This window comes from Herbaspirillum sp., from assembly GCF_017744395.1.
GTDB lineage: Bacteria > Pseudomonadota > Gammaproteobacteria > Burkholderiales > Burkholderiaceae_D > Herbaspirillum.
This window is the reverse complement of sequence record NZ_JAGIBI010000001.1, coordinates 514,133-529,977: the sequence shown is the minus strand read 5'-3', so window position 1 is coordinate 529,977 and position 15,845 is coordinate 514,133. Positions and strand designations below refer to the sequence as shown.

Here is a 15,845-nt window from a genome sequence, read left to right as displayed (position 1 = left end):
GCCGGGCTTCCACCGTCAGGAACAGGCGGCCCGATGATTTTCCGGGCCGGCGGTTGCCCGGCAAGCAAGCATCCCGCAATGCAATACGAAAACTCCGGCAAGCGTCGCCGGATGGCGACGGGATGCCGCGGCCTTCAGCGCGGCGCCGCCTGCCGCCACAACACCAGCGTCCCCAGCAAGCCGGCCAGGATAGAGCCGCCCAGCACGCCCAGCTTGAGCCTGGCTTCGAAATCCGGGCTCAGCCCCTGGAACGCCAGGCCGCCGATGAACAGGCTCATGGTGAAACCGATGCCGCACAGCATGCACACGCCCACGAACTGGCGCGTGCTGGCGCCGGCCGGCGCCGTGGCGAGGCCGCTGCGCATCATCATCCAGCTGGCGCCGAACACGCCCACGGTCTTGCCCAGCACCAGCCCGGCGGCGATGCCCAGCGGAATGGGGTCGAGCAGGCTGTCCAGCGACAGCCCCTGCAGCGACACGCCGGCATTGGCGAAGGCGAACATCGGCAGCACCAGGAACGCCACCCACGGATGCAGGCCATGCTCCAGCGCGCCGGCCAGGGGACGCCCCTTGGCATCGCGCATCGGTATCGCCAGTGCCGTCACTACGCCGGCCAGCGTGGCGTGGATGCCGGACTTGAGCACGCAGACCCAGACCGCCAGGCCGACCGCGATGTAGACATCGGCGCGCCGCACGCCAGCGCGATTGAGCAGCAGCAGCGCGATGGCGCCCGCGCCGGCCGCCGCCAGCATTCCCAGCGACAGGGTGTCGGTATAGAACAGCGCGATGACGACGATGGCGCCGAGATCGTCGATGATCGCCACGGCGGTCAGGAACACCTTGAGCGAGGTCGGCACGCGCGAGCCCAGCAGCATCACGATGCCGATGGCGAAAGCGATGTCGGTCGCCGCCGGAATGGCCCAGCCGCGCAAGGCGGTCGCATCGCCCAGGTTGATCAGGGCGTAGATCGCCGCCGGGACGGCCATGCCGCCCAGGGCCGCCGCCGCCGGCAGGATGGCCTGGCTGCGCGAGGCCAGCTCCCCTTCTACGAACTCCCGCTTGATCTCCAGTCCGACCAGGAAAAAGAACACGGCCATCCACAGGTCGTTGACCCACAACAGCAGCGGCTTGGAAAGCACCAGCAGCCCGCCGATGTCGACCGTGCCCCGGATGCGGGTGAAGGCCTCATAGGTCTCGCGCCAGGGCGAATTGCTGACGGCCAGCGCCAGCACGGCGGCGATGGCCAGCACGATGCCGCCTGCCGCCTCGTCCGCGAAGAAACGCATGAAGGCATTGCTGCTGTTGCCATGGTGGGATGTATTGCTCAAATCGGGACTCCTTGCCAGCTCATCTTTAACCAAGGACTGACTGTACCAATTGCGGCGAGTTTCTCCAAATCCATCATTTTGCGCACACCGGCGTAAAAAAGGCCTGCACGCTGCAGGCCTTTTTCGCTGGATGCCGTGTTCAGGAGGGCTTGAACGCCAGATAGCCCTTGACCAGATCCCTGAGCACCGGCTTCAGCCGGGCCGACAGCGCCGCATCCAGCGCGTAGGGCGCCTGCTCCTGCATGTAGCTGCGCTGCGCCAGCTCCAGTTGCACCGCATGCACGCGGCTGGCCGGCTGGCCGTAGTTGCGGGTGATGTAGCCGCCCTTGAAACGGCCGTTGAGCACCGCCGGATAATGCGGCGCCAGTTCCCGCGCCTGCCCGAGCAGCATTTCCCCCATGCCGGGCGCGCAGGAGGCGCCGCTGGATGTGCCGAAGTTGAACACCGGCAGTTCGCCCTCGAACAGGTGCGGGATCACCGAACGGATCGAATGCGCATCCCACAGCAAGGCGTAGCCGTGGATCGACTTGATGCGCTCCAGTTCGGCCTGCAACGCATCGTGGTAAGGCTTCCAATAGAGCGGCAGGCGGCGCGCCACTTCGGCTTCGTCCGGTTCCATACCGGGCTTGTACAGCGGCACGTTGTCGAAGGTGGTCAGCGGGCACAGGCCGGTGGTGTTCTGGCCCGGGTACAGGCTCTTGCCGTCGGCCGGGCGGTTCAGGTCGATGACGTAGCGCGAATAGGACGGGCGGATCACGGACGCGCCCAGTTCCCCGGCGAAATCGTACAGTTCACCGACATGCCAGTCGGTATCGTCGACCTGCAGGCCGACTTCGCTGAAGGCGGGTTTCAGGTCGTCCGGCAGCAACGTGCCGACGTGGGGCATGGAGATCAGCAAGGGCGCGGCGCCCTGCCGCAGCTTGAATATTTCCTGGCGCATGTCTGGTTCCTCAATCGTTGAGCAAGTGCGCTACGGTCGCACGATAATCGGCGCGCGCCTGCCCTTCCAGCGCATGGCGGCCCTCGGCCACCACCTGGAGGCCGCCGACGAAGACGTCGCGCACCGGGTTGCCGTCATGTTCGCAAAATACCAGGGCCGACAACAGCTGTTGCGCGCCGCGTCCGGCCAGGTTGACGTCGTCGCCGTCGAGCACCGCGAAATCGGCGCGCTGCCCGGCGGCCAGCCCGGCCACGGCGCGTCCGCTGGCCCGCGCGCCGCCGGACACGGCCTGCGCGAACAGGCGGTCGGCCACGGCCGGCTGCGCTTCGGAAGCCAGCATATTGCGGCGGCGATGGTGCAGCCGCTGGCCATATTCAAGCAGGCGCAGTTCGGCGCGCAGGTTGATGGCGATGTTGCTGTCCGAGCCGATGCCCCAGTTGGCGCCGTCGGCCAGCAGGCGCGGCGCATCGATGATGCCGTCGCCCAGGTTGGCCTCGGTGGTCGGGCACAAGCCCACGACGGCGCCGCTTTGCGCCACGGCGCGGTATTCATCGTCCGCCATGTGGGTGGCGTGCACCAGGCACCAGCGCGCGTCGAGCTCCTGCAGCGAGAGCAGCTGCTGCACCGGGCGCTTGCCGCACCAGGCCTGGCAGTCGTCGACTTCCTTGGTCTGCTCGGCGATGTGGATGTGGATCGGCGCGTCGTCCCCATGCGCTGATGCGCGCACGCCGCCGACCAGTTCGGCCAGGCCGTCGGCGGCGACCGCGCGCAGCGAATGCGGCGCCACGCCGTAGCGGCGCATGCCGTTCTCCGGCAACGCGCGCTGCAGGCGCTCGCGCAGTTCCAGCATCCACTGCGGCGACGAGATGAAACGCGCCTGGTGTGGCATCGGCGCGATGCCGCCGAAGCCGCCGTACTGGTACAGCACCGGCAGCAAGGTCATGCCGATGCCGGCCTCCTGCGCCGCCCGCATCACGCGCAGCGACAGTTCGGCCGGATCGGCATAAGCGGCGCCGCCTTCGGCGTGGTGCAGGTAATGGAATTCGCAGACCGAGGTGTAGCCGGCCTTGAGCATCTCGATATAGAGGTGGCGCGCGATCGCCTCCAGGTGCTGCGGCTGCAGGCGCTGGGCGAAGCGGTACATCAGCGTGCGCCAGCTCCAGAAGGAATCGGTCGGGCTGCCCATGGTCTCGGTCAGGCCGGCCATGGCGCGCTGGAAGGCGTGCGAATGCAAGTTGGGCATGCCGGGAATGACCGGCCCGGCAGCCTGGGCGGCGGTGCCGCGCTCGCTGTCGGCAATGGCTTCGGTCAGCTCGCCGGCCGCGTTCCAGCGCAGCAGCACGTTGCTGCGCCAGCCTTCAGGCAGCAAGGCTTGCGGGCAGAACAGCGCGCCGCCGGCAAGATTCAGGTCTGGTTCGGTGTGCGTTGGCATAGGAAGGGATCAAGTCTTGCTGTGGATGCGGATGGCCAGCACCACCGCGCCGGCCGCGCACCCCAGGTCGGGCAAAGGCGCGCCTTCGCGCAAGCGGACGAACTCTCCCGTGCGCAGTTGCCGCCGCTGGCCGGCAGCGTCGGCCAGGCTTGCCTCGCCTTGCGCGGCATACAGCAATACCGTATCGCCCGGCAGCTTGCTGAAATCCTGCCCGCTCAGCGCCACCACTTCGCCGCTGGCCAGGCTGCGCCGCACCATCAGGTTGAAATCCAGGGTCGGCGCGCCGTGCAGGCGCACCGAGACGCCCTCCTCCCCGGCGAAGGAAAACGGCGCGAAGCATTCGCGCAGGTCATGTATCTGCGCGCCATCGGCATGCATGGTGAAGCCGCCGCCCTCCAGCAGCACGATGGTGCGGTCGATGCCGTCGAAGGTCGAGAAAACGCCGTCGCGCCCGACATCGGCCACGCTGGCGCGCCAGGCAAACGATGCGAAATCCGCCTCTGCCGGCTCCACGCACAGCTCGCGCGTCTGGCCGCCCTCGTTCTTCCACGGTACGGCGGCAATGCCGCCAAGATGGCCGGCGGCGATGATGGCGTCGTCAAGCGCCGCGCAGGAAGCCTCAACCGCCATGGACCACCTCGCGCGCCAGCATGGTTTGCAGGAAGCTGCGGGTACGCGCCTCTTTCGGCGCGGTGAAGATATCGGCCGGCGCGCCGGCTTCGACAATGCTGCCGTGGTCCATCACCACCACCACATCGGCCACTTCGCGGGCGAAGCCCATTTCGTGGGTGACGATCAGCATGGTCATGCCTTCGGCCGCGAGGTCCTTCATCACCTGCAGTACTTCGCCCACCAGTTCTGGGTCGAGCGCCGAGGTGGGCTCGTCGAACAGCATCACCTTGGGTTCCATCGCCAATGCGCGGGCGATCGCCACGCGCTGCTTCTGGCCGCCGGAAAGCGTGCCAGGATAGACCTTGGCCTTGTGGTCGAGGCCGACCTTCTTCAGCAGGCGCATGCCCTGCTCCTCGGCCTGCTTGCGCGGCACGCCGCGCAGGCAAGTCGGCGCCAGGGTGATGTTGTCGAGTACGGTGAGATGCGGGAACAGGTTGAACGACTGGAACACCATGCCGACCTCGGCGCGCAGCTCGTCCAGCTTGGCTTCGGGCATCATGCGCCCGCCCTGTACCACCGGATGGCCGCACACCGTGATGGTGCCGCCCTCGGCGGTTTCCAGGCCGTTCAGGCAGCGCAGGAAGGTGCTCTTGCCGGAACCGCTGGGGCCGATCACCACCACCACCTGGCTGGGCTGCACGGCGAAATCGATGCCCTTGAGCACCATGTGGTCGCCGAAGGATTTCTCCAGGCCCTTGATATCGACGATGGCTTGCGTCATCACACTCTCCCTTCCGAACGCAGTACTTTCTCGATCCGGCGCAGGATCAGGGTGGTGATGCTGGTCAGCGCCAGGTAGATCACGGCGATGACCAGGTAGACCTCCAGCGAACGGTAGGACACGCTGATGATCTTCTCGCCCTCGTGCATCAGGTCGGCGATGGTCAGCAGCGACACCAGCGCCGAGTTCTTGATCAGCGCGATGAATTCATTGCCCAGCGGCGGGATCATGCGCACGAAGGCCTGCGGCAGGATCACGCGGCGCATCGCCATCTTGTACGGCAGGCCGAGCGAACGGGCCGCCTCCATCTGGCCGCGCTCGATCGACTGGATCGAACCGCGCACGATTTCCGACACGTAGGCGCCGCTGTAGATGCCCAGCCCGAGGATGCCGCACACATAGGCCGGCAGCAGGATGCCGAAATGCGGCAGGCCGAAGAACCAGATGAACAGTTGCACCAGCAACGGCGTGCCGCGCACCAGCGTCAGGTAGACGGTGCAGATGCCGTAGAGGATGCGGCGCTGCGGCGACAGGCGCCCCAGCCCGACCAAGAGGCCCAGCAGGCATCCCAGCACCAGCGCGGCGGCGGTGATCTCCACCGTGACCGCGGTGCCGGTGGCGAGCGCATGCCAGCTTTCCCATATCGGGGAAAAGTCGAAATCCATTGAGGTACTCCGGTAAAACAAACCGCGTAGCCCGCTGCGGCGCGGCCGGCAGCGGCGGTTCATGCGTGAAGAAGTGGCGGCCGCCGGCGCCGCTTATCGGCGCATGGCGTCAGGCGGCCGTGCGTTGCCCGGCAGTGCGGGCGGCGTCCGACGGATTTACTCGCTCTTGCCGAACCACTTTTCGGTCAGCGCGGTGTAGGTGCCGTTCACGCGCAGCGTCTGCAGCGCCTTGTTCAGTTGTGCGGCCAGCTCTGTGTCGCCACGGCGCATGGCGAAACCGTACAGCTCGGTGGTCAGGCCCTTGTCCAGCACCCGCACCAGCGGCTGGGTGCGGGCATATTCCACCGCGGCCGGGCGGCCGGTGACGGCGGCATTGACGCGGCCGGTCGCCAGCAGGTCGAACATGGCCTGGTTCTTCTCGACCTCGACGCGCTCCACGCCGGGAAAATTGTCCTTCAGGTAGCCGACCGACTTGGTGCCGACCTGTACCGATACCTTCTTGCCCTTGTTCAGGTCGTCCGGCACCTTGATGCTCTGGTCGTCGCGGCGCACCAGCACGGCCAGGCCGCCGCGGTAGTACGGGTCGCTGAAGTTGACCACCTTGCGGCGCTCATCGGTCATGTAGATGGCCGACGCGGCGATATCGAAACGGTTGGAAATCAGGCCCGGGATCAGGCCCTTGAAGTCGATGTCGACCCACTGCACCTTCTTGCCCATGGCCTTGGCCAGCGCCTCGACCAGCTCGATGTCGAAGCCGGTGCGCTTGCCGTCCTTGACGAACTCCATCGGCGGGAAAGTCGCATCGGTGCCGACGCGGATCACATTGTCGGCGGCCCGGGCCGCGGGGACGGAGGCGGTGAACAGGGCGAAGACTGCGGCACAGGCGCAGAGCAGCTTGGAAAATTTCATCATGGTTTCCTCAATAAGGTGCAACGGATCGGATCGCTGCAGGACGATTTCCTGGCGGGATGACAACAACAAAAATCTTGGCCCCCTTCTTATCCATGCCGTTTCAGCATGGGTCCCTGCCGGCCAAACTTAAAAACGGTTGCAGATACGCTGCGCCGCCTCCACGGTCATGCGGATCAGTTCCTGCTCGCGCGCGCCGACGCGCAATGCCGGGGCCATCAGCGTGATCGTGCCTTCCAGGCGGCCGTTGGAGGTCATGATCGGCACCGAGACGCCCCACACGCCCAAGTCGACCTCGCTCTCGCTGGTGGAATAACCGCGGCGGCGGATCTCTTCGAGCTGCGCTTCCAGCGCGGCGGCCTCTTCTGGCTGGTCGCCCAATTGGTCCGCCAGCAGCTTTTGCTGCAGCTTGCGCGGCATGAACGCCAGCAGGCTCTTGCCCGAGGCCCCTTTGTACAGCTTATGGGCGCGGCCCTTGGTAAAGGAACAGCGCAACGGCTGGTTGCTTTCTTCCATGGCGATACAGACCATCTCGCCGTTGGTGTAGACCAGCAGGCCCACGCTCTCGCCGCTGCGCTCGACCAGCGCGCTGATCTCGTCCCGGCTCTGGCTGATCAGGTTGGAGTTCTGGTCGAAGCCCCAGGCCAGTTGCACGCCCGTGGGGCCGGGCTCGAAAGTGCCGGAGTTCATATGCTCCTGCAGCAGGCCCCACTTCTTGAGCGACGCCAGGTGGCGATAAACCGTACTGACCGGCTGCTGCACCATGGCGGCGATCTGCTTTGCGCTGACAGGCTTGCCTGCGCGCGCCACGCCGGCTAGAACATGAAGTACACGGTCGACGATGGTCGAGGTCTGAGGAGAGTCCATGGGAGCAATATAAATTTAAATTCTCAGTTTTGGATTTGCTTTCTCGTACAGAGAGAAATTTTCTTTAAAAATTTGAGGAGCCGATTCACTTTTTCTCAAACTGCGGCAAATTTTCTCATCGGAATCGCAAATTGACTCATGCTATTTTTTTACTGGTTCAAGTTAAAAATATTTAATTGTCGACACTTATTAAATATTTTCGGCAAAGTGCTATGATTAAATAAATAAAACAGCCAACATTGTCGACACCATGAGCGAATTGATTGCTTTGCCGGGTTCGGAACGGGATGGGGAGACACTTTCGGAACACGTTTTCCGGAAAATCCAGACCGCCATCGTCCAGGGCGACATCGCCCCCGGCAGCAAGATTTCCGAACCGGAACTGGCGCGCACCTACGGCATCAGCCGCGGCCCGCTGCGCGAAGCCATCCACCGACTGGAAGGCCAGAACCTGCTGGTGCGCGTGCCGCACGTGGGCGCGCGGGTGGTGTCGCTGACGCTGGAAGGACTGGTCGAACTGTTCCAGATCCGCGAATCGCTGGAAGGCATGGCCTGCCGGCTGGCGGCCCAGCGCATGAGCCGCGCCGAACTCGACGAACTGCGCCGCGTGCTGGACATGCACGAGCAGGACGAAGCCTTCCAGGCCGGGCGCGGCTACTACCAGCAGGAAGGCGACTACGACTTCCACTACAAGATCATCCAGGCCAGCGGCAACCAGATCCTCACGCGCATCCTGTGCGGCGAGCTGTACCAGTTGGCGCGCATGTACCGCATCCAGTATTCCGCCACCCCCAACCGCCCTCGCCATGCCTTCGCCGAGCACCATCGCATCCTCGACGCGCTGGCCGACGGCGACGGCGAACTGGCCGACCTGCTGATGCGCCGGCACATCGGCGCTTCGCGCCGCAACATCGAACACCAGATCGCGCAAGCCGCTTCTCAAGCCAACGGACAGCGCGGCCAGGCCTGATTTCCCGACATCGAACCCACCTCAACGAGCCATCCGCCATGAACACTCAATACCGCAAGCAACTGCCCGGCACCAAACTGGACTACTTCGACGCCCGTGCCGCCGTCGACGCCATCAAGCCCGGCGCCTGGGCCGGCCTGCCCTACACTTCGCGCGTGCTGGCCGAGAACCTGGTGCGCCGCTGCGATCCGGCTACCCTGACCGACTCGCTGCGCCAGCTGATCGAGCGCAAGCGCGACCTCGATTTCCCGTGGTTCCCGGCGCGCGTGGTATGCCATGACATCCTGGGCCAGACCGCGCTGGTGGACCTGGCCGGCCTGCGCGATGCGATCGCCGACATGGGCGGCGACCCTGCCAAGGTCAACCCGGTGGTGCCGGTGCAACTGATCGTGGACCACTCGCTGGCGGTGGAATGCGGCGGCGACGACCCGCAGGCCTTCGCCAAGAACCGCGCCATCGAGGATCGCCGCAACGAAGACCGCTTCCACTTCATCGACTGGACCAAGCTGGCCTTTGAAAACGTCGACGTGATCCCGCCCGGCAACGGCATCATGCACCAGATCAACCTGGAGAAGATGTCGCCGGTGATCTACACCAAGGACGGCGTGGCCTTCCCCGACACCCTGGTCGGCACCGACAGCCACACTCCGCACGTGGACGCGCTGGGCGTGATCGCCATCGGCGTGGGCGGCCTGGAAGCCGAGAACGTGATGCTGGGACGCGCCTCCTGGATGCGCCTGCCGGACATCGTCGGCGTCGAGCTGACCGGCCGCCGCCAGCCCGGCATCACCGCCACCGACATCGTGCTGTCGCTGACCGAGTTCCTGCGCAAGCAGAAAGTGGTTGGCGCCTACCTGGAGTTCTACGGCGAGGGCGCTTCCAGCCTGACCTTGGGCGACCGCGCCACGATCTCCAACATGGCCCCGGAATACGGCGCCACCGCCGCCATGTTCTCGATCGACCAGCAGACCATCGACTACCTGAAGCTGACCGGCCGTGACGACGAACAGGTCAAGCTGGTGGAAACCTATGCCAGGGAAACCGGCCTGTGGTCCGACAGCCTGAAAAACGCCGAATACGAACGCGTGCTGCGCTTCGACCTGTCGACCGTGGTGCGCACGCTGGCCGGCCCGAGCAACCCGCACAAGCGCCTGCCGGTGTCGGAACTGGCCGCGCAAGGCATCGCCGGCAAGGTGGAGAACGAGCCGGGCAAGATGCCCGACGGCGCCGTCATCATCGCCGCCATTACCAGCTGCACCAACACCAGCAACCCGCGCAACGTGATCGCCGCCGGCCTGCTGGCGCGCAACGCCAACCGCCTGGGACTGGAGCGCAAGCCGTGGGTCAAGAGTTCCCTCGCGCCGGGATCGAAGGCGGTCGAACTGTACCTGCAGGAAGCCGGCCTGACCGCCGACCTGGAAAAGCTGGGCTTCGGCATCGTCGCCTTCGCCTGCACCACCTGCAACGGCATGTCCGGCGCGCTCGATCCCAAGATCCAGCAGGAGATCATCGACCGCGACCTGTACAGCACCGCCGTGCTGTCGGGCAACCGTAACTTCGACGGCCGCATCCACCCGTACGCCAAGCAGGCCTTCCTGGCCTCGCCGCCGCTGGTGGTGGCCTATGCGATCGCCGGCACCATCCGCTTCGACATCGAGCAGGATGTGCTGGGCACCACCGCCGACGGCCGTGAAATCCGCCTGAAAGACATCTGGCCGTCCGATGAGGAAATCGACGAAGTGGTCAAGGCCGCCGTCAAGCCGCAGCAGTTCCGCAACGTCTACACCCCGATGTTCGCCGCCCGCGTCGACCGCAGCCAGGCCGTGAGCCCGCTCTACGACTGGCGCCCGCAAAGCACCTACATCCGCCGCCCGCCCTACTGGGAAGGCGCGCTGGCCGGCGAGCGCACGCTGCGCGGCATGCGTCCGCTGGCGGTCCTGGGCGACAACATCACCACCGACCACCTGTCGCCGTCCAACGCGATCCTGATGGACAGCGCGGCCGGCGAATACCTGCACAAGATGGGCTTGCCGGAAGAAGACTTCAACTCCTACGCCACCCACCGCGGCGACCACCTGACCGCGCAGCGCGCCACTTTCGCCAACCCCAAGCTGTTCAACGAGATGGTGCGGAAGGAAGACGGCAGCGTGAAGCAAGGCTCGCTGGCGCGCCTGGAGCCGGAAGGCAAAGTGATGCGCATGTGGGAAACCATCGAAGCCTACATGGAGCGCAAGCAGCCGCTGATCATCATCGCCGGCGCCGACTACGGCCAGGGCTCCTCGCGTGACTGGGCCGCCAAGGGCGTGCGCCTGGCCGGCGTGGAAGCCATCGTGGCCGAGGGCTTCGAACGCATCCACCGCACCAACCTGATCGGCATGGGCGTGCTGCCGCTGGAGTTCAAGGCCGGCGAGAACCGCAACACCTATGCCATCGACGGCACCGAGACCTATGACGTGATCGGCGAGCGCCGCCCGCGCGCCGACCTGACGCTGGTGATCCACCGCAAGAACGGCGAACGCGTCGAAGTGCCGGTGACCTGCCGCCTGGACACCGCCGAGGAAGTGTCGATCTATGAAGCCGGCGGCGTGCTGCAGCGGTTTGCGCAGGACTTTTTGGAAGCCTCGGCCAATGCCGGCAAAAACGACCGCAAGTCGGTTTGATGGATCTCTGAAGCAGTGACTCCGTTCGCCCTGAGTAGCGCGCAGCGCGTATCGAAGGGCAGCTTCGGTGCGCTGGCTTCGATACGCCGCTAAAGCGGCTACTCAGCCCGAACGGGCAAAAAGAAAAGGAATGCAAGCATGAGCCAAGCCCCCCAGATCCGCATCCCCGCCACCTACCTGCGCGGCGGCACCAGCAAGGGCGTGTTCTTCAAGCTGGACGACCTGCCTGAAGCCGCCCGGGTACCGGGCCGCGCGCGCGACAAGCTGCTGCAGCGCGTGATCGGCAGCCCCGATCCCTACGGCAAGCAGATCGACGGCATGGGCGGCGCCACTTCCAGCACCAGCAAGACGGTGATCATTTCCAAGAGCGCCCGCCCCGGCCATGACGTCGACTACCTGTTCGGCCAGGTCTCGATCGACAAGGACTTCGTCGACTGGAGCGGCAACTGCGGCAACCTGTCGGCCGCGGTCGGCCCGTTCGCCATCGCCGCCGGGTTGGTCGCAGCCGATAAAGTGCCGCAGAACGGCATTGCCGTGGTGCGCATCTGGCAGGCCAATATCGGCAAGACCATCGTCGCCCACGTCCCCATCGTCAACGGCCAGGTGCAGGAGACTGGCGACTTCGAACTGGACGGCGTGACCTTCCCGGCCGCCGAAGTGCAACTGGAATTCATGGATCCGGCCGCCGACGAAGAAGGCGCCGGCGGCGCCATGTTCCCGACCGGGAACGTGGTCGATACGCTGGAAGTGCCAGGCGTGGGCAGCTTCCAGGCCACCATGATCAATGCCGGCATCCCCACCATCTTCCTCAACGCCGAAGACATCGGCTACACCGGCACCGAACTGCAGGACGCCATCAACGGCGACCCGGCCGCGCTGGCGCGCTTCGAGACTATCCGCGCGCACGGCGCCATCCGCATGGGCCTGATTTCCAAGGTGGAAGAAGCCGCCACCCGCCAGCACACGCCCAAGGTGGCGTTCGTGGCCAGGCCGAAGGATTACATCTCCTCCAGCGGCAAGCCGGTCACGACCAAGGACACTGACGTACTGGTGCGCGCCCTGTCGATGGGCAAGCTGCACCACGCGATGATGGGCACCGCCGCCGTCGCCATCGGCACCGCCGCGGCGATCCCCGGCACGCTGGTGAACCTGGCGGCGGGCGGCGGCGAGCGCAACAACGTGCGCTTCGGCCATCCCTCCGGCACGCTGCGGGTAGGCGCCGAGGCCAAGCTGGAAAACGGACAGTGGGTAGTGACCAAGGCCATCATGAGCCGCAGCGCGCGGGTATTGATGGAGGGCTGGGTGCGGGTGCCGGGCGACGCGTTCTGATCAGAACACCACGCCGGAAGACAGGATGATGTTGGCGTAAGGCGTGCACTCGCCGGTACGGATGAAAGCGCGCGCCTGGCGCGTGCGCTGCTTGAATTCTTCATGCGGCACCAGCTGCGTCCCCGGCAATCCCAGTGCCCCGATCTGCGCGGCCAATGCCGGGCTGCGCTGCGCCAGTTCCTGCGCCAGCACGTGATGCTCCACTTGCAGTTCGGCCAGGATGGTCTTGAGCGTATCCATGAAACCGGGAATACCCGGCGTCAGCGCCAGGTCGATCACCGGTACGCCGGCGGGCGCAGGCAAGCCGGCATCGCCGATGACGAGCGTGTCGCCATGCCCCATGGAAGCGATCACTTGCGAGATGGCGGCATTGAGCAGCGGTGTTTTCTTCATGTTTTTTCCTTGGTGATACGGCAGCTTACAGGCGCACTTCGTCGCGCGTCGGGATGGAGGTCTGGGCGCCGGTGCGGGTGACGCTGATGGCGGCGGCAGCCTGGCCATAGACGATGGCGGTGAACTCGTCGCGGCCGGCATTAAGCGCGGCGATGAAGCCGCCGATGAAGGTGTCGCCGGCGGCGGTCGTATCGACCGCCTTGACCGCCTGCGCATCCAGATGGCGCGCGCCGGCCCGCTCGAAGTGGCCGTATACGCCCTTCTCGCCCAAGGTCACCACCACGTTGCGGGCGCCGCGCGAGCGCAGCTTCGCCGCCAGCATGGGGATGTCGTCGGATTCCTCTTCCGCCAGCATCGCCGCCTCGATCTCGTTCAGGATGAGGTAGTCGATCTTCTCCAGCATCCCCGCCGGCAAGGCTTGCGCCGGCGCGGGATTGAGCACCACGGTCTTGCCCAGCGCATGCGCCATGTCGACGGCGTGCGCGACGACCGGCATCGGCACTTCCAGTTGCAGCAGCACGATGGAAGCCGAGGCGATCAGTTCGCGCGCCCGTTCCAGCTGGGCCACGTCCAGGCGGCCATTGGCGCCGGCGGCCAGGACGATGCTGTTCTGGGCCCGGTCGTCGACCAGGATGGAAGCGATGCCGGTGGCTTCGTCGGCGATGTCGGCGATGTAGCGGTCATCGATGCCGTTGGCGACAATCGAGGCGCGCATCTGGCTGCCGAAGGCGTCCCCGCCCAGGCAGGCGACCATGGCGACCGGCGTGCCTTCCTGGCACAGGCGCGCGCAGGCCACGGCCTGGTTGGCGCCCTTGCCGCCGGGAATGGTCATGAACTTGCCGCCGGCCAGGGTTTCGCCGGGCATGGGCATGCGCGGCACGCGCAAGACCAGATCCATGTTGATGCTGCCGATGATGACGATCATGGTGTTTGAGTACTCATTTCAAAAGCGGGGCTGTCGAGCCCCTGACTTGCAATTGCGGCGCGACCGTTTCGCGCCGGATGGGGCGTTTGGGATCGGCAATGCGTTCCAGCAGGCATTGCGCGGTCAGGTTGCCGAGTTGGCGCGTGTTCTGCGCCACCGTGGTCAGCGGCGGATGCACGAACTGGGCCAGTTCGATATCGTCGAAGCCGACCACCGACAGCGCCTCCGGTACGGCGATGCCAAGCTCCCCGGCCGCGCGCAGCACGCCGATAGCCATCAGGTCGTTGCAGCAGAAGATGGCGTCCGGCGCCGGCTGCGCCTGCAATAGCTGCATCGCCGCGCGGTAGCCGCCGATGCTGGTGAAGTCGGCATGCAGCACGGCCGCCGGTGCCAGCCGGGCGCCCTGCTGCTCGACGCTGTCGCGAAAGCCGCCAACGCGTTCGTCCGACAGCGCCAGCCCGCGCGGCCCGGCGATGCAGGCCAGGCGCCGGCGCTTCAGGGCCAGCAGGTGCTGCGCCGCCAAGCGGCCGCCCTGTACGTTGTCGGTGCTGACCAGGTCGATCTTCAGTTCCTTGGGCGCGCGGTCCAGCAGCACGGTGGGGATTTTCAGCCGGCCCAGCAGCGCGTGGTCGGTCTGCGTCAGGGTGGCGATGATCAGGCCGTCGCAGCGCTTGGTCAGCAGCACCTGCAGGTAGTCGTTCTGCTTGTCGGCATCGTCGTCGGAGTTGCACAGGATGACGCTGTAGCCGGCGCCGTAGCAGAAGTCTTCGATGCCGCGCGCCAGCTCCGAGAAATATGGGTTGGTATTGTTGGGGATGATCAGGCCGATACTGCCGGTCACCTTGCTCTTGAGCGAACGCGCCAGCGCGCTGGGCACGTAGGCCAGCTCTTCGACCGCGCTGAGCACGCGCTGGCGCGCCTCGGGGCTGACCGGCCGCGTCTCGTTGAGCACGTGCGAGACCGTGGTGAAGGAAACCCCGGCCAGCCGTGCGACGTCCTTGATGGTTGCCATAACAAATTCAGATGCCCGGCGCTTAGCGGCCGTTGCGCTCGCCGCGACGGCGATAGGTGTCGAGGATCACCGCTGCGACGATGACTGCGCCCGTGATGATACGCTTCATCGGTTCGGAAACGCCGATCTGCGCCAGGCCGGCCTCCAGCACCGAGATGATCAGCACGCCGATGAAGGTGCTGATGATGGAGCCGCGTCCGCCCATCAGGCTGGTGCCGCCGATCACCACCGCCGCGATGACCTGCAGCTCCATGCCGACGCCGCCGTTGGGATCGGCCGCCTCCAGGCGCGAGACCTGGAACAGCGCGGCGATGCCGGCGAACGCGCCCATCAGGGCGAAGGCCAGCACCTTGCTGGGATTGGGGTTCACGCCCGACAGCCGCACCGCCTCCTGGTTGGTGCCGATGCCGATCCAGTAGCGGCCCAGCACGGTGCGGGTCAGCACCAGGTGCGCCGCCACCACGATGGCGATGGCCGACAGGAAGGCTGGCGACATGCCCAGCAGGATCGGCGAGCTGACCACGTCGACCGCGCTGCCGATGTATTCGGTGCGCGAATTGGTGACCTGGTAGGCCAGCCCGCGGGCGATTTCCAGCACGCCCAGCGAGACGATGAAGGATGGGATGCGCCAGTGCACCGAGATCATCCCGGTCACCGTGCCGCAAGCGGCGGCCACCACCACGCCCAGGGGCGCGGCGGCGTACAGCGGCCAGCCCCAGCGCACCATGGCCATGGACAGTATCGAGGCCGCCAGCGCCATCACCGAGCCGACCGACAGGTCGATGCCGCCGATGATCAGGATGAAGGTCATGCCCACCGCCATCACCACCAGCGGCGGGATGTCGTTGGACAGCGTGATGAAGGTGGCGGCGGACAGGAAGTTCTCGCTCAGGAAGGCGAACATCGCGCACATCGCCAGCAGCGCGATGACCAGTCCGGTGTAGTTCTTGAAGCCGGCCAGTGCGGTCTGGCGGCGGTTGGACGAAGTCGACATGTTTCGGTTCTCTGTGTTGTTCTGTACT

At 66.0% G+C, this 15,845-nt stretch carries 15 protein-coding genes; 3 read left to right on the top strand and 12 right to left on the bottom strand.

Annotation, left to right across the window (positions count from 1 at the left end; genetic code table 11):
- Positions 1-134: 134 nt before the first annotated feature.
- The 8 genes from nhaA to J7548_RS02410 form a co-directional block, all read right to left on the bottom strand.
- Positions 135-1,286: a Na+/H+ antiporter NhaA gene (gene nhaA / locus J7548_RS02445; RefSeq protein ID WP_290971575.1), complete on the bottom strand. Its 1,152-nt coding sequence runs from the start codon at positions 1,284-1,286 to the stop codon at positions 135-137.
- Between the two features lie 181 nt (positions 1,287-1,467).
- The gene (gene hutG, locus J7548_RS02440) at positions 1,468-2,268 is read right to left on the bottom strand and encodes an N-formylglutamate deformylase (RefSeq protein ID WP_290969853.1); all 801 of its coding nucleotides are present in this window, start codon (positions 2,266-2,268) and stop codon (positions 1,468-1,470) included.
- Positions 2,269-2,278: 10 nt separating this feature from the next.
- Positions 2,279-3,700, bottom strand: a complete 1,422-nt coding sequence (locus tag J7548_RS02435; RefSeq protein WP_290969851.1) for a formimidoylglutamate deiminase — start codon at positions 3,698-3,700, stop codon at positions 2,279-2,281.
- A gap of 9 nt (positions 3,701-3,709) precedes the next feature.
- Positions 3,710-4,330 carry a HutD family protein gene (locus J7548_RS02430; protein WP_290969849.1) on the bottom strand — a complete coding sequence of 207 codons (621 nt, stop codon included), beginning with the start codon at positions 4,328-4,330 and terminating at the stop codon, positions 3,710-3,712.
- Positions 4,320-5,093, bottom strand: coding sequence for an amino acid ABC transporter ATP-binding protein (locus J7548_RS02425; RefSeq protein WP_290969847.1), 774 nt, complete (start codon positions 5,091-5,093; stop codon positions 4,320-4,322). The genes J7548_RS02430 and J7548_RS02425 overlap by 11 nt, the downstream gene beginning before the upstream one ends.
- The gene (locus J7548_RS02420; RefSeq protein WP_290969845.1) at positions 5,093-5,758 is read right to left on the bottom strand and encodes an amino acid ABC transporter permease; all 666 of its coding nucleotides are present in this window, start codon (positions 5,756-5,758) and stop codon (positions 5,093-5,095) included. Before J7548_RS02420 ends, J7548_RS02425 begins: the two co-directional genes overlap by 1 nt.
- A gap of 156 nt (positions 5,759-5,914) precedes the next feature.
- Positions 5,915-6,667, bottom strand: coding sequence for a glutamine ABC transporter substrate-binding protein (locus J7548_RS02415; RefSeq protein ID WP_290971572.1), 753 nt, complete (start codon positions 6,665-6,667; stop codon positions 5,915-5,917).
- 129 nt (positions 6,668-6,796) lie between these two features.
- On the bottom strand, positions 6,797-7,534 hold the full coding sequence (locus J7548_RS02410) for an IclR family transcriptional regulator (protein WP_290969843.1): 738 nt from the start codon (positions 7,532-7,534) through the stop codon (positions 6,797-6,799).
- 250 nt (positions 7,535-7,784) lie between these two features.
- Between J7548_RS02410 and J7548_RS02405 the strand changes: the two genes are divergently transcribed.
- From J7548_RS02405 to prpF, 3 genes are all read left to right on the top strand, one after another.
- On the top strand, positions 7,785-8,504 hold the full coding sequence (locus tag J7548_RS02405; protein WP_290969840.1) for a GntR family transcriptional regulator: 720 nt from the start codon (positions 7,785-7,787) through the stop codon (positions 8,502-8,504).
- A 38-nt stretch (positions 8,505-8,542) separates the two neighbouring features.
- Positions 8,543-11,164, top strand: a complete 2,622-nt coding sequence (gene acnD, locus J7548_RS02400; protein WP_290969838.1) for a Fe/S-dependent 2-methylisocitrate dehydratase AcnD — start codon at positions 8,543-8,545, stop codon at positions 11,162-11,164.
- Between the two features lie 138 nt (positions 11,165-11,302).
- Entirely contained in the window at positions 11,303-12,493 is a 1,191-nt protein-coding gene (gene prpF / locus J7548_RS02395; protein ID WP_290969834.1) for a 2-methylaconitate cis-trans isomerase PrpF, read from the top strand.
- On the opposite strand, the gene rbsD is transcribed toward prpF, so the two are convergent.
- The 4 genes from rbsD to J7548_RS02375 are packed head-to-tail and all read right to left on the bottom strand — an operon-like array spanning position 12,494 to position 15,817.
- Positions 12,494-12,886, bottom strand: a complete 393-nt coding sequence (rbsD, locus tag J7548_RS02390; RefSeq protein ID WP_290969832.1) for a D-ribose pyranase — start codon at positions 12,884-12,886, stop codon at positions 12,494-12,496.
- Positions 12,887-12,911: 25 nt separating this feature from the next.
- Entirely contained in the window at positions 12,912-13,811 is a 900-nt protein-coding gene (gene rbsK / locus J7548_RS02385) for a ribokinase (protein WP_290969828.1), read from the bottom strand.
- A gap of 13 nt (positions 13,812-13,824) precedes the next feature.
- Complete coding sequence (locus J7548_RS02380) at positions 13,825-14,823, bottom strand: LacI family DNA-binding transcriptional regulator (protein WP_290969825.1); 999 nt, start codon at positions 14,821-14,823, stop codon at positions 13,825-13,827.
- Between the two features lie 22 nt (positions 14,824-14,845).
- A complete protein-coding gene (locus J7548_RS02375; protein ID WP_290969822.1) occupies positions 14,846-15,817 on the bottom strand; it encodes an ABC transporter permease in 972 nt (323 codons plus the stop codon).
- Positions 15,818-15,845: the final 28 nt, after the last annotated feature.

What these genes read in the sequence shown, in the direction of transcription:
- nhaA (WP_290971575.1), bottom strand. Translation starts at nt 1,286, where the DNA reads ATGCGTTTCTTCGCGGACGAGGCGGCAGGCGGCATCGTGCTGGCCATC.
- hutG (WP_290969853.1), bottom strand. Translation starts at nt 2,268, where the DNA reads ATGCGCCAGGAAATATTCAAGCTGCGGCAGGGCGCCGCGCCCTTGCTG.
- J7548_RS02435 (WP_290969851.1), bottom strand. Translation starts at nt 3,700, where the DNA reads ATGCCAACGCACACCGAACCAGACCTGAATCTTGCCGGCGGCGCGCTG.
- J7548_RS02430 (WP_290969849.1), bottom strand. Translation starts at nt 4,330, where the DNA reads ATGGCGGTTGAGGCTTCCTGCGCGGCGCTTGACGACGCCATCATCGCC.
- J7548_RS02425 (WP_290969847.1), bottom strand. Translation starts at nt 5,093, where the DNA reads ATGACGCAAGCCATCGTCGATATCAAGGGCCTGGAGAAATCCTTCGGC.
- J7548_RS02420 (WP_290969845.1), bottom strand. Translation starts at nt 5,758, where the DNA reads ATGGATTTCGACTTTTCCCCGATATGGGAAAGCTGGCATGCGCTCGCC.
- J7548_RS02415 (WP_290971572.1), bottom strand. Translation starts at nt 6,667, where the DNA reads ATGAAATTTTCCAAGCTGCTCTGCGCCTGTGCCGCAGTCTTCGCCCTG.
- J7548_RS02410 (WP_290969843.1), bottom strand. Translation starts at nt 7,534, where the DNA reads ATGGACTCTCCTCAGACCTCGACCATCGTCGACCGTGTACTTCATGTT.
- J7548_RS02405 (WP_290969840.1), top strand. Translation starts at nt 7,785, where the DNA reads ATGAGCGAATTGATTGCTTTGCCGGGTTCGGAACGGGATGGGGAGACA.
- acnD (WP_290969838.1), top strand. Translation starts at nt 8,543, where the DNA reads ATGAACACTCAATACCGCAAGCAACTGCCCGGCACCAAACTGGACTAC.
- prpF (WP_290969834.1), top strand. Translation starts at nt 11,303, where the DNA reads ATGAGCCAAGCCCCCCAGATCCGCATCCCCGCCACCTACCTGCGCGGC.
- rbsD (WP_290969832.1), bottom strand. Translation starts at nt 12,886, where the DNA reads ATGAAGAAAACACCGCTGCTCAATGCCGCCATCTCGCAAGTGATCGCT.
- rbsK (WP_290969828.1), bottom strand. Translation starts at nt 13,811, where the DNA reads ATGATCGTCATCATCGGCAGCATCAACATGGATCTGGTCTTGCGCGTG.
- J7548_RS02380 (WP_290969825.1), bottom strand. Translation starts at nt 14,823, where the DNA reads ATGGCAACCATCAAGGACGTCGCACGGCTGGCCGGGGTTTCCTTCACC.
- J7548_RS02375 (WP_290969822.1), bottom strand. Translation starts at nt 15,817, where the DNA reads ATGTCGACTTCGTCCAACCGCCGCCAGACCGCACTGGCCGGCTTCAAG.